Annotated in this window: 13 protein-coding genes; 4 read left to right on the top strand and 9 right to left on the bottom strand. The window is 70.1% G+C overall.

Annotated elements, in window-relative coordinates:
- Positions 1-23: 23 nt before the first annotated feature.
- The 4 genes from CcI49_RS37985 to CcI49_RS38000 form a co-directional block, all read right to left on the bottom strand.
- Positions 24-560 (bottom strand): flavin reductase family protein, encoded by a 537-nt coding sequence (locus tag CcI49_RS37985; RefSeq protein WP_076834495.1) that lies wholly within the window; start codon positions 558-560, stop codon positions 24-26.
- Positions 557-1,909, bottom strand: coding sequence for a hypothetical protein (locus CcI49_RS37990; RefSeq protein ID WP_198955747.1), 1,353 nt, complete (start codon positions 1,907-1,909; stop codon positions 557-559). The genes CcI49_RS37985 and CcI49_RS37990 overlap by 4 nt, the downstream gene beginning before the upstream one ends.
- A 179-nt stretch (positions 1,910-2,088) precedes the next feature.
- On the bottom strand, positions 2,089-3,159 hold the full coding sequence (locus tag CcI49_RS37995; protein WP_076834497.1) for a zinc-binding dehydrogenase: 1,071 nt from the start codon (positions 3,157-3,159) through the stop codon (positions 2,089-2,091).
- Between the two features lie 145 nt (positions 3,160-3,304).
- A complete protein-coding gene (locus CcI49_RS38000; RefSeq protein WP_076834499.1) occupies positions 3,305-4,765 on the bottom strand; it encodes an aldehyde dehydrogenase family protein in 1,461 nt (486 codons plus the stop codon).
- A gap of 240 nt (positions 4,766-5,005) precedes the next feature.
- On the opposite strand from CcI49_RS38000, the gene CcI49_RS38005 reads away from it, so the two are divergent.
- The 4 genes from CcI49_RS38005 to CcI49_RS38020 all read left to right on the top strand — a co-directional run bounded on the left by CcI49_RS38005 (position 5,006) and on the right by CcI49_RS38020 (position 9,300).
- Positions 5,006-6,136, top strand: coding sequence for an LLM class flavin-dependent oxidoreductase (locus CcI49_RS38005; RefSeq protein ID WP_076834501.1), 1,131 nt, complete (start codon positions 5,006-5,008; stop codon positions 6,134-6,136).
- Between the two features lie 38 nt (positions 6,137-6,174).
- Positions 6,175-7,101 carry a cyclase family protein gene (locus CcI49_RS38010; RefSeq protein WP_076834503.1) on the top strand — a complete coding sequence of 309 codons (927 nt, stop codon included), beginning with the start codon at positions 6,175-6,177 and terminating at the stop codon, positions 7,099-7,101.
- Positions 7,102-7,236: 135 nt separating this feature from the next.
- On the top strand, positions 7,237-7,932 hold the full coding sequence (locus tag CcI49_RS38015; protein ID WP_076834505.1) for a TetR family transcriptional regulator: 696 nt from the start codon (positions 7,237-7,239) through the stop codon (positions 7,930-7,932).
- A gap of 138 nt (positions 7,933-8,070) precedes the next feature.
- Positions 8,071-9,300, top strand: coding sequence for an amidohydrolase family protein (locus CcI49_RS38020; RefSeq protein ID WP_241840523.1), 1,230 nt, complete (start codon positions 8,071-8,073; stop codon positions 9,298-9,300).
- Positions 9,301-9,385: 85 nt separating this feature from the next.
- Here CcI49_RS38020 and sulP read toward each other — a convergent pair whose 3' ends face one another.
- The 5 genes from sulP to CcI49_RS38040 all read right to left on the bottom strand — a co-directional run.
- On the bottom strand, positions 9,386-11,056 hold the full coding sequence (sulP, locus tag CcI49_RS38025; protein WP_076834517.1) for a sulfate permease: 1,671 nt from the start codon (positions 11,054-11,056) through the stop codon (positions 9,386-9,388).
- Positions 11,057-11,229: 173 nt separating this feature from the next.
- Entirely contained in the window at positions 11,230-13,686 is a 2,457-nt protein-coding gene (gene ppsA, locus CcI49_RS38030) for a phosphoenolpyruvate synthase (protein ID WP_076834509.1), read from the bottom strand.
- Positions 13,683-13,808: a hypothetical protein gene (locus CcI49_RS44330; RefSeq protein WP_255354678.1), complete on the bottom strand. Its 126-nt coding sequence runs from the start codon at positions 13,806-13,808 to the stop codon at positions 13,683-13,685. The genes ppsA and CcI49_RS44330 overlap by 4 nt, the downstream gene beginning before the upstream one ends.
- 188 nt (positions 13,809-13,996) lie before the next feature.
- Positions 13,997-15,964, bottom strand: a complete 1,968-nt coding sequence (locus tag CcI49_RS38035; RefSeq protein WP_054564634.1) for a potassium transporter Kup — start codon at positions 15,962-15,964, stop codon at positions 13,997-13,999.
- Positions 15,965-16,049: 85 nt separating this feature from the next.
- Positions 16,050-17,858: ATP-binding protein (locus tag CcI49_RS38040; protein ID WP_116437615.1), on the bottom strand; the 1,809-nt coding region annotated here is incomplete at its 5' end.

Raw genomic sequence — 17,858 nt, forward strand, 5'->3', positions numbered from 1 at the left:
TCGCCGGTGGGATCGGCGGTCATCTACGCGCGGACCGAGTCCAGCCGATGGAACCGGCTGGACTGGAAGACCAGTGGAGGGATCCGAAGGTCGGCGTTCAGATCGAGCACACGCATCAGCACGACGTTGTGGTCCCCGACCGGGACCTCCTGCTCGATGCCGCACTCGAACCACGCGCTCGCCTGGTTCATCAGCACCGCGCCGCCGGGAGTGGCCTGCCAGGAGAGGGCGGCGAACCGGTCACCAGCACGGGAACCAAGCTGCCGGCAGGCCTGCTCCTGGCTGGCGCTGAGCACGCTGACACCGAACCGGCCGGCCGTCCGCAGCACCGGCCAGGTGGTGGAGCTGTGTGCGACGCAGATCGAGACGTAGGCCGGGCACAGCGACACCGAGGTGAACGAACTGGCGGCGATGCCGACCGGGGACCCGTCCACGAGCGCGGCGACCGCGGTCACCCCGCTGGGGAAGGCGCTGAAGACGCGACGTAGATGATCGGTGTCGTCGACGCGGGCCGTCCCGCGGTTGACATCGCGCTCCGCCGCGCCGGGCTGCGAGCTCATGGCCGGCCACCCGTCCGCGCCGGCACGTCCGCGACCGGTTCGGGGCCACGCGGGGAACGGCGCTGCCGGAAGAGGAAGCCCGCACCATTGCTGATCTTCGCCAGCCCCACTTCCGGGGCCTCGGGTGCTTCCGGCGCGGCCGGGTCKACCTCGATCTCGTAGGCGAGCACCTCGTCCGGCCGCAGGCGCGCGGCACCGACCCTGGCCCGGGCGTCGACGCCGCGTACCAGGGCGGCTATCTGGGCAAGGCTGTCCGCACCGTGGCCCAGGCGGGCGAACCAGGTGCGGCCGTCGGGTTCGGAGGTCATGGGACTCTCCCGAAGGGCGAATCTCACCCGGGTGGCGTCCACGAGTTCGATCCGGGTCCGCACATAGCCGGCGGGCGCCAGCATCGGGTGCAGCCGCAGGACCCTGGCCACGCTCTCCGCGCCGCCCGGCAGACGCATCGAGCGCCGTAGCCGTTCCGAGGTCAGCCCACCGAGGCCGGCGAAGACCCGGGGCACGACCTGGGCCACCCGCTCCGTACCGAAGTGGTCCTCGACGGCGAGCTGGTAGGAGCGGAACAACAGGTGGCTCTGCAGCGCCACCTCGCGCAGCGCGATCACCAGCGCGGAACGGGACAGGTCCTCGAGCGCGAAGTCCGCGGCGAACGGGCCGCTGTAGTCAGGCCACCCCCCGGGCTCGGTGCCAGGCACGTCTCGTGGCGCCGGCAGCGTCACCGTCGCCGCGAGTGACGCGGCCACGAGTGCCTCGTTGCGGTGAGGCGCGACGGGCGGGCCGTCGTCGATGTGGACCGTCCAGCGGCAGTGCGGCTCGCGGCCGGCCGGTGTGCGCGGCGGTCGATGCAGCGGCCGAACCCGGGCCCGGGGGTTGCCCGCGCCGGCGGTCGCGTCGAAGGTGGGGTCCTCGATCGTGTGGCACATACCGCGGACGAACTCCTCGCCCATCGGCTCCACATCCAACAGCGCACCGCAGTGGGCGAGGAAGAACTCTCCGCGGTCGGGCCCGAGGAGGCGGTACCGGACGTCGAGGTACTGGTGCGGAGTGCCGATGTCGAGCTGGAGGTTCTTGAATATCGACTCGACGGTGGGAGCGCCGAACCCGAGCGCCCGCTGAACCCGCCGGGAATAGACCGGGCTGGCCGCCATCCACTGGTCGATGGCGGCCTTCTCCATCGTCTCCCGATCGCTGTTCTCCAGCACCAGCGGCATTCCGATGCGGTCCTGGAGGTGGCCGTGCAGCAGCCATTCACGGCCGAGGGAGCACAGCTCTCGACGTCCGAGGCCGTCGAAGGGATCCTCGTCGCGTTCTTCGACGGGGGCTTCGCTGGTCTCTCCTGATTCGGTCATCGCACCGTCTACCACCTTTGTTGAATGGAATTAGAACCAGTTCTAACATAGAAAATGTGCTGGTTTCGGTCAAGCTGTTCTGGGTTCTGGGTTCCGGTGAGAATCGTGATGGTTCGTACGCGACGCACGCCACTGGATCGGATTTCGATCGGCTGATCGCGGTCTGCCGGGTATCCCGGCTAGTCGGCCATCAGGAGGACGCCGCGGGCGAGATCGCCGGCCTCGAGGTCCTCGATGGCGTGGTGGATGTCGGCCAGGGGGTAGGTGCGGGTGACCAGCTCGTCGAGCAGCAGCCGGCCGGAGCGGTAGAGCTCGACGTAGGTGCGGATGTCCCGCTGAGGCCGGGAGGCTCCATAGCGACAACCGAGGACCGACTTGTCGAGGTAGAGGTCGGCGACCCGGAAGGAGGCCTCCGCACCCTCCGGCGGAACGCCGAGCAGGACAGCGGTCCCCGCCCAGTCGAGGGAGTCGATCGCGGCCCGGATCAGCGAGGAGCTGCCGACGCACTCGAACGCGTGATCGACGCCGGCCGGCACGAGCGCTCGGATGGCACCCGCCACATCGCCACCGGCCGGGTTGACGTAGTCGGTCGCACCGAACTGCCGGGCGAGCTTCTCCTTGGCGGGGTTGACGTCGACGGCGATGATCCGGCTGGCACCCGCGACCCGGGCACCCTGCAGGACGTTGAGCCCGACTCCACCGACGCCGATGACGGCGACGGTGTCACCAGTCGACACCCGGGCCCGGTTGAGCACGGCTCCGACACCGGTCACGACCCCGCAGCCGACCAGCGCGGCGGAGGCCATCGGGACGTCCCGGGGAATCGGCACACACTGGTTGGCCCGCACCACCACCTGCTCGGCGTAGCAGGAGACGTTCGCGAAGCTGTAGGCCGGCTCGCCGCGCCAGGTGAACGGCGCAGGCCTGCCGCCGAAGGTGCCGCGGCACATCGTCGGTCGGCCCGAGTCGCACTCTGCGCATGCCCCGCAGTTACCCAGCGTGGTGAGTACGACGTGGTCACCCTCCGCCAGGGTCGTGACGCCGGGCCCTGACGCCACGACCACGCCGGCGCCCTCGTGCCCGAGGACCGCGGGGGTGGGCCAGGAGATCGTGCCGTTGAGCACCGACACATCGCTGTGGCAGAGCCCGGCCGCCTTGACCCGGACCGTTACCTCCCCGGCCCCCGGGTCCCGTACGGTGAGATCGTCCACCAGTTGTGCGCGCTCGCCGTCCCAGACGACACCCTGCATAACCTTCAAGATCCTTTCTGGAGGCCCGCGCGGGCCGGGAGCGAGAATCGGCGGGGCAGAGGGGTACAGCGGCGGAGAGGTACAGCGGCAGAGGGTTGCAGTGGCAGAGGGTTGCAGTGGCAGAGGACGGGCGGGGTGACAGTGCTCAGCCGTCCCAGACGACGCTCTGGATCTCGCTGTACGCGTGCAGGGCGAACTCCCCGCAGTCACGGCCGACGCCACTGCGCCTGAACCCGCCGAACGGGGTCTCGTTGTTGCGCGCGATGGTGTTGATGCCGACGTTGCCGGTGCGCAGCCGGCCCGCCACCCGGTAGGCGAGCGCGGTGTCACCTGACCAGACGTAGTCGTAGAGCCCGTACTGCGTCCCGTTCGCGATCGACACGGCCTCGTCGACGTCGTCGAAGCCGATCACGACGATCACCGGCCCGAAGAACTCCTCCTGGGCGACCGTCATGCCTGGCTCCACATCGGTGAGCAGCGTGGGCTCGATGTAGTAGCCGCGGTCAAGACCGGGCCGCCCGCCGCCGACGGCGACGGTCGCGCCCGCCGAGGCGCCATCGGCGATCAGTGCCTCGACCCGGGCGCGTTGGGCGGCCGAGATCAGCGGCCCGACGACCGTCTCCGGGTCTCGTGGGTCACCAACCCTGCAGACCCCCGCGAAGGCCACAAGCTTGTCCACCAGCTGGTCGTGGACCTGCCGCTGGACCAGGACCCGGGTCGGCGCCGTGCAGATCTGGCCGGAGTGGAAGCTCCAGGTGCTGCCGATGCCCTGTGCCGCCGCGTCCAGGTCGGCGTCGGCGAGGACGATCGCCGCGCCCTTCCCGCCCAGTTCCATCAACTGACGCTTGATGCCACGCCCCGCGACCTCGCCGATGCGCTGGCCGACCTCCGTGCTGCCGGTGAAACTGATCATGTCGACGTCGGGTGAGGCGACCAGCGCGGCGCCGCTGCCCGCGGTCGAACCCGTGACGACGTTGAGCACTCCGGCGGGCAGGCCCGCCTCGTGGGCGATCTGGGCGAACCGCAACACCTGGAGTGGGTCCTGGGGGGCAGGCTTCAGCACCACCGTGTTGCCCATGGCCAGCGCCGGCGCGACCTTGCCGGCCAGGTTGGGGAGCGGAAAGTTGTAAGGGGTGATGCACGCGACGACCCCCACCGGGGCGCGGCGGGCGACGGCCCCGACGAGCCCGCCGCGTGCCATCGCGGTCGCCGCGACGGCCTGTGGCGGGAGCGGAAGGTCGGTCGAGGCTCCCGCGAGCCGCGCGTAGCGCTCGAAGCGCTCGACCGCGACCGGCACCTGCATGGTCGTGGCGACCCGCATGGTCGAGCCGGTCTCGGCCTGCACGAGTGGTACGAGCTCGCCCGCCTGCTTGGCGAGCAGGACGGCGATGCGGTCCAGAATCTCGGCGCGGTGTGCCGGCGGGGTGGCCGACCAGTCGTCGAAGGCCGCGCGAGCTGCTGCCGCGGCGGCCTCCACCTGCGCTGATCCAGCCTCCGGCGCCGCACCGACGACCTGCTCCGTCGCGGGATCAAGCACCGGGTAGTGGCCGTGCTCAGGCTCCCACCATTCGCCGTGGACGTAGATCTTCGTGTCGGGCTCACCCATGTACCCCGTCCCCTCTCGCAGCGCTTCGGCGTTCCGTGGGCTGTGTGGTGATCGCTGCGCGCCAGACGAGTGATAAGCGGGCAGCGTCCTCATACTAGAACCAGTTCTATGATCAGGTGCAGATGGCTGGCATTGCTTGCCAGGTGGTGTCGGCATGCTACGCTCTAGAACCAGTTCTAGTCCACCGCTGATCGGCGGCCAGGCGTTCTGCCGTCGACATCGGAGAGGGGTGGCACCGCCATGGAGTTCGGGCTCTTTAATTCTCTGCACATGCCGAAGAGGGTCACCGGAGGAGGTCCTCCAGACACGGAACATCAGCGCCTGCGAGCCGAGATCGACCTTGTTTGCGCCGCTGATCGGGTTGGCTTCAAATACACCTGGGCGACCGAGCATCACTTCCTCGAGGAGTACTCGCACCTGTCCTCGAACGAGAGCTTCCTCGCTTATCTCGCCGGCGTCACGGAGCGGATCCACCTGGGTAGCGGGATCTTCAACATCACCCCGCCGGTGAACCATCCGGCACGCATCGCCGAACGTGCCGCCATGCTCGACCACCTCTCCAACGGCCGGTTCGAGCTGGGTATGGGCCGGGGTTCGTCCAGCACCGAGCAGCAGGGGTTCGGCATCACCGACCCGGCACTGACCCGGGAGATGTTCGACGAGGTCGTGGCCGAGCTCCCGAAGATGTGGCGGGAGGGGCTCTACCAGCACGAGGGCCGGTTCTTCTCGCTACCGCCGCGGCAGGTGCTGCCGAAGCCGTACACCGACCCGCACCCGCCGATGTGGGTCGCCGCCGGAAATCCCGCGACCTTCGAGAAGGCGGCCCGGATGGGCCTGGGTGTGCTGTGCTTCGGCCACGGCACGCCCGACGAGCTCGCGCCACTGATCGAGGTGTACAAGAAAAACATCGAAAAGGCAGAGCCAGTCGGCGGCTACGTTAACAACAATGTCATGGTCACCAGTCAGATGATGTGTCTTCCGGACGGGGCCAGGGCGCGCGAGACCGCCCTCGACATGTCGATGAGCCGTCTACAGAGCTTGGTCTACCGATATCTCGACACGTTCCCGAAGCCGAAGCACGTGCCCGACTGGCCGGAACTGCTGCCGAAAGTCACTCCGGACCTGCTCGAACTGGCGATCACCAACGGGTACGTCATCGTCGGCGACCCGGAGGAATGCGCACGCTCGGTCCAGAGCTACGTCGACATCGGTGCCGACCAGCTGGTGTTCGGTGTCCTCTCGAGTGCGCTGACCCGTGAGCTGGCCATCGAGTCGGTGGAGACGTTCGGCCGCCACGTGCTGCCCCGCTTCGACACAGATCCGGTTCACAGCACCACCCGACAGCGGCAGGCGCAGGTCGGTGGGGCCTGACCCGGTCGGCCGGCCTGAGCATCGGGAGGGGCAGGCGGATGTCGTTACCCGACGAGTTCCACGAACTCGCCCGGAAGGTGAACAACTGGGGTCGATGGGGTCAGAGCGATGAGCGGGGGACCGTCAATCTGATCACGCCGGAGGCGGTCCGGCGGGCCGCCGCGACGGTACGCAGTGGCCGCCGGCTGGCGCTGGGGCTCCCGCTGTCGTCCGGCGGGCCGCAGACCGGGGCGTTGCCGGGCAGGATCAACCCACTGCGAACCATGGTGTCGCTCAACGAGCCCATCACCGGTGATCCGGCGCAGGCATGCTTCTCCGACGACGTCGTCGTGATGGGGCTGCAGGCCGCCACCCACTGGGACGCCCTCGCGCATGCCTCCTACGACAATCGCATCTACAACGGATTCGGCGCGCAGACGATCACCGCGGCGGGGGCGGGGCGTTGCGGGATCGACAAGATCGGGCCGTTGGTGGGGCGCGGTGTGCTTCTCGACGTCGCCCGCGCCCGCGGCGTCGACGTCCTGCCCGGCGGCCATGCGATCACGGTGAACGATCTTGAATGTGCCGTCGACCTGGCCGGTCTGCGGATCGAGGCGGGCGACATCCTGCTCGTCCGTACTGGGCAGATCACCGTTCTGCATCGGGGTGACCGGCTCGGCTACATGGCGCCCGCGGCGGGCCTGTCCATGCTGACGGTCGAATGGCTGCATCGCCACAACGTCGCCGCGGTCGCCACCGACACGATGACGTTCGAGGTCTTCCCCGGCGAGCGCCCTGATCTGTATCTCCCGGTCCACCTGCTGCACCTGGTCGAGATGGGGCTCACGCAGGGCCAGAACTTCGACCTGGAGGAACTGGCGGCCGACTGCGCCTCGGACGGTCGTTACGACTTCCTGCTCGAGGCCACGCCGCAGCCCTTCAGCGCCGGACTCGGTGCACCTGTCAACCCGGTCGCCGTGAAGTAACCTCCCGAAGAGAGCTGAGCGCAGATGCGATGACGTACGTCAGAGGTCGGCGACCTCCGGTGGTGCGAGGCGGCGCGGCCGGGCACGAGGCCACCTGCCGGTGGCGGGCAGGGCGCGGAGACGGAGGTCGCGGGAATGTCGGCCGACACTGCCGCGCTCAGATCGGACCGCGCATCCGAGCCCGGCGCGGTCGTGGCCAACTCGACCCAGCACGCACGGCGGGAGCGCATCCTGACCGTCGCGGTCGGGCTCGCCGCCGGCGGTGGCTACGAAGCGGTGCAGATGCGCACTGTCGCGGAGAAGGCCGGCGTCGCACTGGGCACTCTGTACCGCTACTTTCCGTCCAAGGAGCTCCTGCTCTCCGCGGCACTCATCCGCCGCCTGCGCGGTGCCGGCGCGGATCTGCGCTCGGTGCCGAGGAGCGGCGACGATCCCGCCACCCGGGTCATCGCCGTGATGAACCTGCTCATCGATGGGCTCGACCGCAATCCCCGCCTCGTCGGAGCTTTCATTCAGGCGATGACGTCGAGTGCCGCTGGTGTCGCCATCGACGAGGCCGAAGCGGCGATGAGAACTGTCATCGGTGCCGCGATCTACGGCCCGGATCACGTCGCCGACGAACGAGACAAGGTCGTCACCGAGATAATCGGGAAGGCCTTCCTCACCGACCTGCACTTCTGGCAGGTCGGCCGGCGCAGCGTGGACGAGCTGCGTGCAGCCGTCGCGGCGACGGTCCAGGTGGTCCTCGCCGGCCAGTACGCCTACCGGCCGGTCGAGGGCGCCCGTTCCGCGGATGCGAATGTGGAGACGGGCCGCCCCGAGGGCAGCTGATCCTGATCCTTTCCCGGCAGTGGGTTCACCGCGGTCGATGACCGCGCGGAAAAACCATCCCGATCACGTTGCGGCGGCTTCACCGTGCCTCTCGAACCGGTGCGGAAGCGGCCCCACCACGGACGAAGGGCGACGATGGTGAGCACCACGACCGCCAGACCGGAAATCGAGAACATTCCCCTGATCATCTCGGTGGATGACCATATCCTGGAGCCCCGGGACCTCTGGCGGTCCGAGCTGCCTCCAGGACTACGTGACCGCGGTCCTCGGGTGGTGCGGGAGAAGGTCAGACTTGTCTTCTCAGGCGGTCACTACGGATTCGAGCGCGGTGCCCCCGACGGCCAGTGGTGCGATGTGTGGGTCTACGACGACCTCGTTTACCCGACCGGGCTGCTGCATGCCTCGGCGGGCGTTCCCGCGCACGAGGTCAAGAACCTTCCGGCGGTCTACGAGGACTTCCGGCCCGGTACCTATGAACAGTCCGCCCGGCTGGCCGACATGGACACGAACCATGTCGAGGCGGCGATCAACTTCCCGAACACCTTCCCCCGTTTCTGCGGGCAGGGCTTCGCCGAACGCACGGACAAGGCCGTCGCGCTCGCCTGCCTGCGGATCTACAACGACTGGATGATCGACGAATGGTCGGCGGGCCCCGGCCACGGACGACTCATCCCACTCACCCTTGTGCCGCTGTGGGACCCGCTGCTGGCCGCCGAGGAGGTACGCCGCTGCGCCGCGAAGGGATCCTTCGCCATCTCGTTCTCCGAGAACCCCAGCAGGCTCGGGCTGCCCTCGCTGCACTCGAGGGGGTGGGACCCCCTGTTCCAGGCCTGCGAGGAGACCGGCACGGTCATCACGATGCACATCGGATCCTCGTCGACGCTGCCGACGACGTCGCCGGACGCCCCGCTGGCCGTCAGCATGTCCCTGTCGTCGCAGAACGCGGAGGGCTCCCTGTGCGACTGGATATTCTCCGGCACGCTCGAGCGCTTTCCCGGCCTGACGATCACCTATGCCGAGAGCCAGGTCGGCTGGATGCCGTATCTGCTCGAGCGGATGGATCTGGTGTGGAAAGGGGGCGTTGGCGGAATCGACCTTCCGCGCCCGCCGAGCAGCTACATCGCCGGCAGGGTCTTCGGCTGCCTGTTCGACGACCAGCACGGCCTCGTCTCCCGGTCGTCGGTCGGGATGGACAACATTCTCTTCGAAACGGATTTTCCGCACACGGACGGGACGTGGCCGAACTCCCGCGCCGTTGTCCAGCGGCTCGTCGCCGGCGCCGGAATGGAGGCCTCCGAGATTCACCAGCTGGTGCGCGGAAACGCGATCCGCGCCTTCGGTCTTCATCGCTTCGGCATCACGCCCTGACCACCCACGACGTGGGTTTCCGTCGTCGGATGCCGCCGCAGCGGGGCGGTCGACATCCGGAACGCCGGCGCCGCGCCCGCGGCGGTCAGGGGTGTGCGGGGCCCAGCCGCAGGTGGTGGGCGGCTGTGGCGGCACGCATCGTCGGGAAGATCATTTCAGGCTGGATCTTCGCGGTGAGCCCGTAGGCGGTGAGGTCGTCGAGCAGGTCGTGCTTGGCGTGAGCCAGGCCGAAGGCGATGCCGCGGCGGGTCACCTCGGCGCGCACGTCCTCCAGCGCGTCGAGTGCCGTGATGTCGACCTCGACGATGGCCTCCATGTTGAGGACGAACCAGTCGACGTCCTCGCTGCACGCGTCGAGAGCCGCGAGCGCACGGCGGCGGAAGTTCTCGGCGTTGGCGAAGAACAGCGGTGAGTCGTACCGGTAGGCGAACAGGCCCGGGACGGTGCGGGCGTTCGGGTAGTCGTCCACGTCGTGCATCCCGTCCAGGCCTGGAACCTGGCCCAGCACCGCGTCGTGGGGTCGGGCGACCCGGGCCAGCAGATCCAGCAGCGACACGGCGATGGCCACCAGCACCCCGTACAGGATGTCGAAGACCAGGACGCCCACCGCGGCCGTGAGCGCGAGCGCGAGCTCGCTGCGCCGGAACGAGGCAAGCCGACGGAAGCCGGCGACGTCGATCAGCCTGGTCGCGGCGAAAATGATGATCGCGCCGAGGGTCGCCATCGGGAACATCGCCAGCGCGGGACGTCCGAAGGCGAGGACCAGGACGACCGCGCCGAGCGCGACCAGGGAGTACAGCTGGGTGCGCGCGCCGCTGGAGGCGGCGAGCGCGGTACGGCTCCCGCTGCTGCTGACCGGGAAGCCCTGCCCGACTCCCGCTCCCAGGTTCGCCGCGCCGAGCGCGAACAACTCCCGGTTGGCGTTGATCTGGTGGCTGTCGCGCCCGCTGAAGGCACGGGCGGTGAGCATGTTGTCGGCGAAGCCGACGAAGAGAACGCCGAGCGCGGACGGAGCGAGGTCGACGAGGTCGGACCCCGTCGGCAGCGCCAGGTGCGGGAGGCCGGCGTCGACGTGACCGACCACGCGCACGCCGTGCTCGTCGAGGCCGAACGCCCAGACCGCGACCGTCGCGATCGTGATCACGATCAGCGGGCTCGGCAGCCGGGGCGTCCACCGGTGCAGCGCGACGAGCAGTGCGAGCGAGGCGGCCGAAACCGCGAGGGTCTTCCCGTGCAGGTGGTGCAGTGAGGTGGCGAACGAGTGGAGCTCCCCGTACAGGCTGTCGCCGTCGACCGGGACTCCGGTCACCTTCTCCAACTGCCCGACGACCATGATGATCGCGACCCCGGCGAGGTAGCCGACGAGGATCGGCCGCGACAGCAGGTGGGCGATGACACCGAGCCGCGCGAACCCGGCGGCCACCGCGAACACCCCGACCCCCACGGCGAGCGTGGCCGCGAGAGCGGCATGCCGGGACGGATCACCGTCCGCCAGCGGGGCGACGGCGGCCGCTGTCATCAGCGCGGTGGTTGATTCCGGGCCGACCGACAGCAGCCTCGACGACCCCAGCAGCGCGTACGCGACCATGGCGGGAGCGATCGCCCACAGGCCCGCGACGGGTGCCACGCCCGCCAGCGCGCCGTAGGCCATGACCTGCGGGATCAGATAGGCGGCCACCGTGAGGCCGCTGGTGACGTCCCCCCGAACCCACCGGCGGGAGYAGCGCGGCGGGCGCGGGAGACGTGGGTGGAACACGGGGAACGGCACTCCTGTCCGGCGGCGATGGTGACGACGAATGCCACCCTCGGGAAGAACTACACCACCGGAGCCGATCCCGCAGCAGACGGCTCAGCAGCAGCGCGAGCGCCGCCGCCTGGCAAGCGTAGCGAGGTGGCCGAGCCGTCCGTCCACGCCCGCCACGACCTCGGTCATCGTGGCGGGCGCACGCTGGTTTCCTGCGGGGGCCGGGCCCGCGCGGCGTCGAGCAGGATGCGGCGTTCGGCGCCGGCGATGGACCACGCCACCGCCGTGACGGCGTCCGGGTCGACCGACACGGAGGTGATGCCGAGCCGGACGAGCCGTTCGACGTAGTCGGGTCTGGTGGAGGGGGCCTGGCCGCACAGAGACGAGGTGAGGCCGTTGTCCTGGCAGGCGGTGATGATGCGGGCGATGGTGTCCAGCACCGCGGGGTCGGCCTCGTCGAACAGCTCCGCGCAGGTCTCGGAGTCGCGGTCGACGCCGAGCACGAGCTGGGTCAGGTCGCCTGCGCCGATGGAGACGCCGTCGATCCCGAGCCCGGCGTAGGCGGGGATCCAGTAGGCGGCCGAGGGCACCTCGGCCATCACCCAGCGGAGCATGTCCCGATGTTCGCCGAGCGGACTGGTGTCGACTGCCTTCAGACAGGCTTCGAGCTCCCACGCGGTCCGCACGAACGGGATCATGAGGTGCAGGTTGGGGGTGTGTTCCCGCACAGCGGCGAGTACTTCCAGCTCCGCCGCGAACACGGCGGGGTCGTGGATATAGCGGAAGCAGCCCCGGTAGCCGATCATCGGGTTGGCCTCGATCGGCTCGTGGCGCTCGCCGCCGGTGAGCCCGCGGAACTCGTTGGTGCGGAAGTCCGTGGCCCGGTAGATCACCGGCCGGGGGGCGAACGCGCGGGTGATGCGCAGCAGTGACGCCGTCATCCGTGCTGTGAACTCGGCGCGCCGCCCCAGCTCCAGCAGGTGGCGGGGATGCATGCCGCCGAGGGCGTCGGTGAGGAGGAACTCCGCGCGCAGCAGGCCCACGCCCGCGACGGGCAGGGCCGCGACCTGCTCCGCGTGGTCGGCGACGGCGAGGTTCACGTAGAGCCTGGTGGCGGTCGGCTCGATGGCACCCACGGCCGGTGGATGCTGGGCCGGGATCATCGCCGTGCCGGGCTCCGCCCGGTCCGCCACCACGGCCGGCGGGGCGACCATCACCACGGTCCGGGTGGGATTGGCCAGTGTCCCCGCGGCGGCTTCTCCCGCGCCCGCGCTTTCGACCACGCCGAGGGCGCCGTCGACGACGACCTGGTCGCCGGTCCGCAAGGTGGACGTCGCCGTGCTCGTTCCAACGACGCAGGGGACACCGAGCTCGCGGGCGACGATCGCCGCGTGGCAGGTGACGCCGCCGCTGTCGGTGACCACGGCGGCGGCACGGCGGATGACGGGCACCCAGTCCGGGGAGGTCATCGCCGCGACCAGGATCTCGCCGGAGGTGAACGCCGCGGCCTCGTCGGGTGAGGCGAGGACACGGACCCTTCCACCGGCCCGGCCCGGCGAGCCGCCCCGGCCGGTCAGCAACACCGTGCCGGCGGGTGCCACGCCGGGGCGCGGCAGCACAGCCGGGCCCGGCTCACCGGGAGCCGTGGCCGGACCGGCGATGGGCCGTCCGGCCGCGGCCGCCGCACCCCTGGGCGCGCCGGTGGTGACAGGGCGGGCCTGCACGAGGTGGGTGTGGCTGCCCTCGATCGCCCACTCCATGTCCTGCGGCTCGCCGAAATGCTCTTCGACCTGCAGGGCGAGCCTGGCCAGGCCCAGAATCTCGTCCGCGGACAGGACCTGGCGGTGGTCCCGGGCCGGCATGTCGACGGTCAGGTCATGACCGTCGCGGCCACGGACTATCTGATGGCCCTGCGCGCCGGTCCGGGCGTCGACCAGCCGCAGACCGTCCTTGTCCACCACGTAGGTGTCCGGGATGATCTCGCCGCCGACGACGACCTCGCCGAGCCCGAAGGCTGCCTCGATCACGATCCGGGTCCTGTCACCGGTCAGTGGGTCGGCTGAGAACATCACGCCCGACCGCTCGGCGTCGACCATCCGCTGGACCACGACCGCGATCCGCGGTTCGGCCGCCAGGTGGTGGCTGGCCCGGTAGGCGACGACCCGCGGCCCGTACAGCGATGCCCAGCACTCGCGTACCCGCGCGAGGAGCTCCTCCGCACCGCAGACGTTGGTGAACGTGCTGTTCATGCCCGCGAACGAGGTGTCGGCCGCGTCCTCGGCCGTCGCCGACGACCGTACCGCCACCGGGCCACCGCCCAGCTTTCGGTAGGCCTCCGATATCGCCTGGCGCAGCGGCTCCGGGACGGGCGCCGCCTCGATGCGCTCTCGTAACTCCCCGGCGACCTGCTTGAGCTGCGTGTTGTCGTCAGGGTCGATCCGCGCAGCGCGGGCGGCGATCTCCGAGCGCATCCGGGCCGCGTCGACGACGTCGAGATAGGCGTCCGCCGTGATCACGAAACCGGGCGGCACCGGCAGCCCGGCGCGGGTCAGCTCTCCGAGGTTCGCGCCCTTGCCCCCGACCTGCCCGACGTCGTCCGCACCGATCTCCCTGAACCATGCGATCCACCGACGCTCGCTCACCGGTCGCCCTCCCTGCCGCTCGCTCCCGTCACAACGCCGACCAGCTCACCCACCGCCGCGGTGGCCTTCGTACCGGTGGTGGCAGGCATCATGTCCGCCTCGATCGGGATGACCATCAGCATGTCGCCGGACGAACGTCGCTCCGAGTGAGCTACCTCCCGCCACCTATGGGCGGATGGTCCTGGCCCGGACGGGACCGCTGGACATCGTTGGACCCGCTCGGAGCCAGTGCTGCGTACGGCGGGGCCGACATCCCGCCATCGTCGGCGCCGCGGTGGAGCCGGACCGTCGCGTGCGACGGCGTTCGTCGTCAGATCTCGATGTGCGCGCCCATGATGACGGTGCGGTCGCGGGGGAGTCCGAAGTGTTCGGCGGCGTCGGCGGTGATGTAGGAGGTCGCGATGAACAGCCGCTTGCGCCAGCGTGCCATGCTCGGCGCGTCCCCGACGCGAAGCTCGATCTTGGACAGGAAGTAGGACGCCTGGCCGAGGTTCAGTCGCTGTCCCTCGATGGTGGCCGGGTCGAGTGCCCTGAGCGCGCCGAGCACGTCTGGTTGGTCCATGTAGCCGAACCGGGCGGTGATGTGGCTGATGCCGTCGTCGGCGTAGCCGAGGTCGTCCACGGCGATCCGCTCGTTCACCGGGACGCGAGGCACCGGCAGGGTCTCGACCGACATGATCAGGACGAGGTCGTGACGTACGTGGTTGTGCTCGACGTTGGCCCGCAGTGCCAGCGGGGCGGTCTGCTTGCCGCGGTTGAGGAACACGGCCGTGCCCGGCACCTGGGCCGTGGGCGACGTGGTCGCGTGCAGCTCCTCGACGAAGTCGCGCAGTGATCCCTCGCGCCTGTGCCGCTCCGCGGTGACGATCTGTCGTCCTCGCTGCCAGGTCGTCATGACCGTGAACGCGGTCAGCGCGATGAGCAGCGGCAGCCAGGCGCCGTGGACGAGCTTCGTCAGGTTGGCCGCGACGAACAGGAGGTCGACCAGCAGCAGCACGCTCGCGCCCAGGCCGAGCAGCCATCGCGGGGTGTGCCATCTGAGCCGGGCCACGTAGAAGAACATCAGGGTGGTGATGGTGATCGTCCCGGTGACCGCCATGCCGAACGCGTAGGCGAGGGCCGCCGAGCTGCGGAACGCGAAGACGAGCGTGAGCACCGAGACCATCAGCAGCCAGTTGATCCACGGGATGTAGATCTGGCCGATCGTGGACTCCGAGGTGTGGGCGATACGCAGCCGCGGCAGGTAGCCGAGCTCGGCGGCCTGGGACGCGACCGAGTACGCCCCGGTGATCACGGCCTGGGAGGCGATGACCGTCGCCGCGGTGGCCAGCAGGACGAGCGGCAGCCGTGCCCAGCCGGGAGCGAGGAGGAAGAACGGGCTGCTGATGCGATCCGGGTGTTCGAGGAGCAGGGCTCCCTGGCCGAGGTAGCTGAGCACGCACGCGGGGAACACGAGCAGCAGCCAGGCCCGGGTGATCGCCCTGCGGCCGAAGTGACCCATGTCGGCGTACAGCGCCTCGGCGCCGGTGACCGCGAGCACGACCGCCGCCAGGGCGAAGAATCCGATGCTGATGTGATGGACCAGGAAGCCTGCCGCGTAGGTCGGCGACAGTGCCTTGAGGATGGCGGGGTGCCCGGTGATGCCGGCCACCCCGAGCACGCCGATGGTCACGAACCAGACGATCATCACCGGTCCGAAGATCCGGCCTACCGCCGCGGTGCCGCGCCGCTGTACCAGGAACAGCACCACGATGATCGCCGCGGTGACGGGCACGACGAGATCGTCGAACGACGGTTTCACGATCTTCAGGCCCTCGACCGCGGACAGCACCGAGATCGCCGGGGTGATCATGCTGTCGCCGAAGAACAGCGCGGCGCCGAAGATTCCGAGCCCTGCCAGCGCGGCGGTGGCTCGCCGGCCCCGCTGGGTGCCCAGCCGCCGCAGCAGGGTGATCAGGGCCATGATGCCGCCCTCGCCGTCGTTGTCGGCGCGCATCGCCAGCAGCACGTAGGTGACCGTGACGATGATCATGACGGACCAGAACACCATCGACACCACCCCGAGCACGCTGTCCGTGCTGACCGGGACGGGGTGCGGGTCCTCCGGGTTGAAGACCGTCTGCAGGGTGTAGATCGGGCTGGTCCCGATGTCGCCGAACACCACTCCGAGCGCACCGACCACCAGTGCGAGCCGCACCACGTCCCGCGAAGGCGGACTGTGGGCGTCCGACGGTCGTACCGGTGCGGGCTCCGGGGCCCCCTGCTGCCGATCCGTCACAGGGATCCCTCCTGGATGCTGGCGGCTGCGGGCTGGCGAGGTCCGGGGTCCGCGCCAGACCGTACCGCCCGTGCGGGGCCGGGACTCACAGATCGACGGACGGTTCCGGTGTCCATGCGGCCGGYTGGGCAGGTGTATCCGGCGGCGCTGTGGCCGGGGTTGCGACGGCGGGAAGGGACAGCACCATGGTGAGGCCGCCGCCAGGTGTCTCGTCAGGGGTGAGGGTGCCACCCATGGCCTCGGTGAGGCCACGGGAGAGCGCGAGACCGAGGCCGACCCCGGTGGTGTTGTCGTGGTCGCCCAGGCGTTGGAACGGCTGGAAGACGTGGTCGTGCTCGGCACGAGGAATGCCCGGACCGCGGTCGATGACGCGCAGTTCGACCCGTCCGGCGAGAGCACTGGCGGTGATGATCGGTGGGGTGTCGGCGGGCGCGTGGCGCAGGGCGTTCGCGACGAGATTGACGATCACTCGCTCCAGGAGCGCCGGGTCGGCGTGGACGGCGGGCAGGTCGTCGGGGACCTGCACGTTGATCTTGCCGGCGGGTGGGCCGATCTCGTCGAGTGCGGGCGGGACGATGTCGTCGAGGCCGATGGGGCGGGGGAAGACGCTCAGCGCGCCGGCCTGCAGCCGGGACATGTCGAGCAGGTTCTCGACCAGGCGGGTCAGTTTGTCGAGGGATTCGTCGGCCGTGGCGAGGAGTTCCGCCTGATCCTCGTCGGTGAGGGTGATGCCTGGTCCGCGCAGGCCGCTGATGGCCGCCTTGGCGGCGGCGAGCGGGGTGCGCAGGTCGTGGCTGACGGCGGTGAGCAGGGCCGTGCGGACCTTGTCCGCGGCGGCGATCGGGGCGGCCTCGGCGGCGGCCGCCCGGAGCCGGTGCTGGTCGAGGGCGACAGCCGCCTGGGCGGCGAAGGCGGTCAGGATGCGCCGGTCGGCGGCGGGCAGTGGCCGTCCGGTCAGCGCGAGGCACAGGTCGTCGCGTACGGGAATGTGCACTCGCTCGCCGTCAGGGCGCTCGCCATCAGGGTGGGCGTCGCCGGCCGCGGTGCTGTGCCCCGCGGCGGGTGGAACGGTGCCGACGGTCATGACGGGATGCCACTCGTCGCCGGCCTGCGTGTCGTCGGTGCGTTCAAGGAGCGTCACCGAGGTCATCCCGAAGGTCTCCTGGGCCTGGGAGAGGAGAGCGGGTAGGGCGTCCTCACCGCGCAGGACGCTGCCGGCGAGTGTGGACAGGGTGGCGGCTTCGGCGGAGGCGCGCACCGCCTGCCCGTAGCGGCGGGCGGAGGTGGACACGACTCGGCTGACCAGGCTGGCCACGAGGACGAAGCCGGTCAGAGCCAGGACGTTGTCGCCGTCGGCGATGGTCCACGCGTTGACCGGAGGGGTGAAGTAGTAGTTGAGCAGCAGGGAGCTGGCGATCGCGCAGAGCAGCGCGGGGCCGAACCCGCCGACGAGCGCCACGGTGACCGTGATCAGCAGGTAGGCGAGCATCTCCGTGCTCAGGCTGAAGGTGCCCCGGATGGCGGTGAGCCCGGCAGTGAGGGCGGGGACGAGCGCCAGCGTGAGCAGCGTCGCGATGATCCGGCGGCGCGGTTCCAGAGCCGCTCGGCTGCTGGGCAGCCGCCAGCTGGCCCTGCGAAGGAGGTGGGGTGTTTCGTCCTCGGCGTCCGCCGGGGCAGGTTTGTGGCCCCATGCCTCGGAGTGAGTGACCAGATGGACGTCGATCGGGCCGGACAGGCTGGTGGTGGTGACACCGATGCCTGGGCTGATGATGTGGGCGAGCCGGCCGCGGCGGCTGGCTCCGAGTACGAGCTGGGTGGCGTTGGCGGCGCGGGCGAAGTCGAGGAGTGCGGTGGGGACGTCGTCGCCGATGACCTGGTGGTAGCTGCCGCCGAG

The organism is Frankia sp. CcI49 (assembly GCF_001983215.1).
Classification (GTDB): Bacteria; Actinomycetota; Actinomycetes; order Frankiales; family Frankiaceae; genus Parafrankia; species Parafrankia irregularis.

Coding starts and splice junctions, on each gene's coding strand:
- CcI49_RS38010 (WP_076834503.1), top strand. CDS start 6,175: ATGTCGTTACCCGACGAGTTCCACGAACTCGCCCGGAAGGTGAACAAC.
- CcI49_RS38000 (WP_076834499.1), bottom strand. CDS start 4,765: ATGGGTGAGCCCGACACGAAGATCTACGTCCACGGCGAATGGTGGGAG.
- CcI49_RS37985 (WP_076834495.1), bottom strand. CDS start 560: ATGAGCTCGCAGCCCGGCGCGGCGGAGCGCGATGTCAACCGCGGGACG.
- CcI49_RS37995 (WP_076834497.1), bottom strand. CDS start 3,159: ATGCAGGGTGTCGTCTGGGACGGCGAGCGCGCACAACTGGTGGACGAT.
- CcI49_RS38005 (WP_076834501.1), top strand. CDS start 5,006: ATGGAGTTCGGGCTCTTTAATTCTCTGCACATGCCGAAGAGGGTCACC.
- CcI49_RS44330 (WP_255354678.1), bottom strand. CDS start 13,808: ATGCTGATGGTCATCCCGATCGAGGCGGACATGATGCCTGCCACCACC.
- CcI49_RS38015 (WP_076834505.1), top strand. CDS start 7,237: ATGTCGGCCGACACTGCCGCGCTCAGATCGGACCGCGCATCCGAGCCC.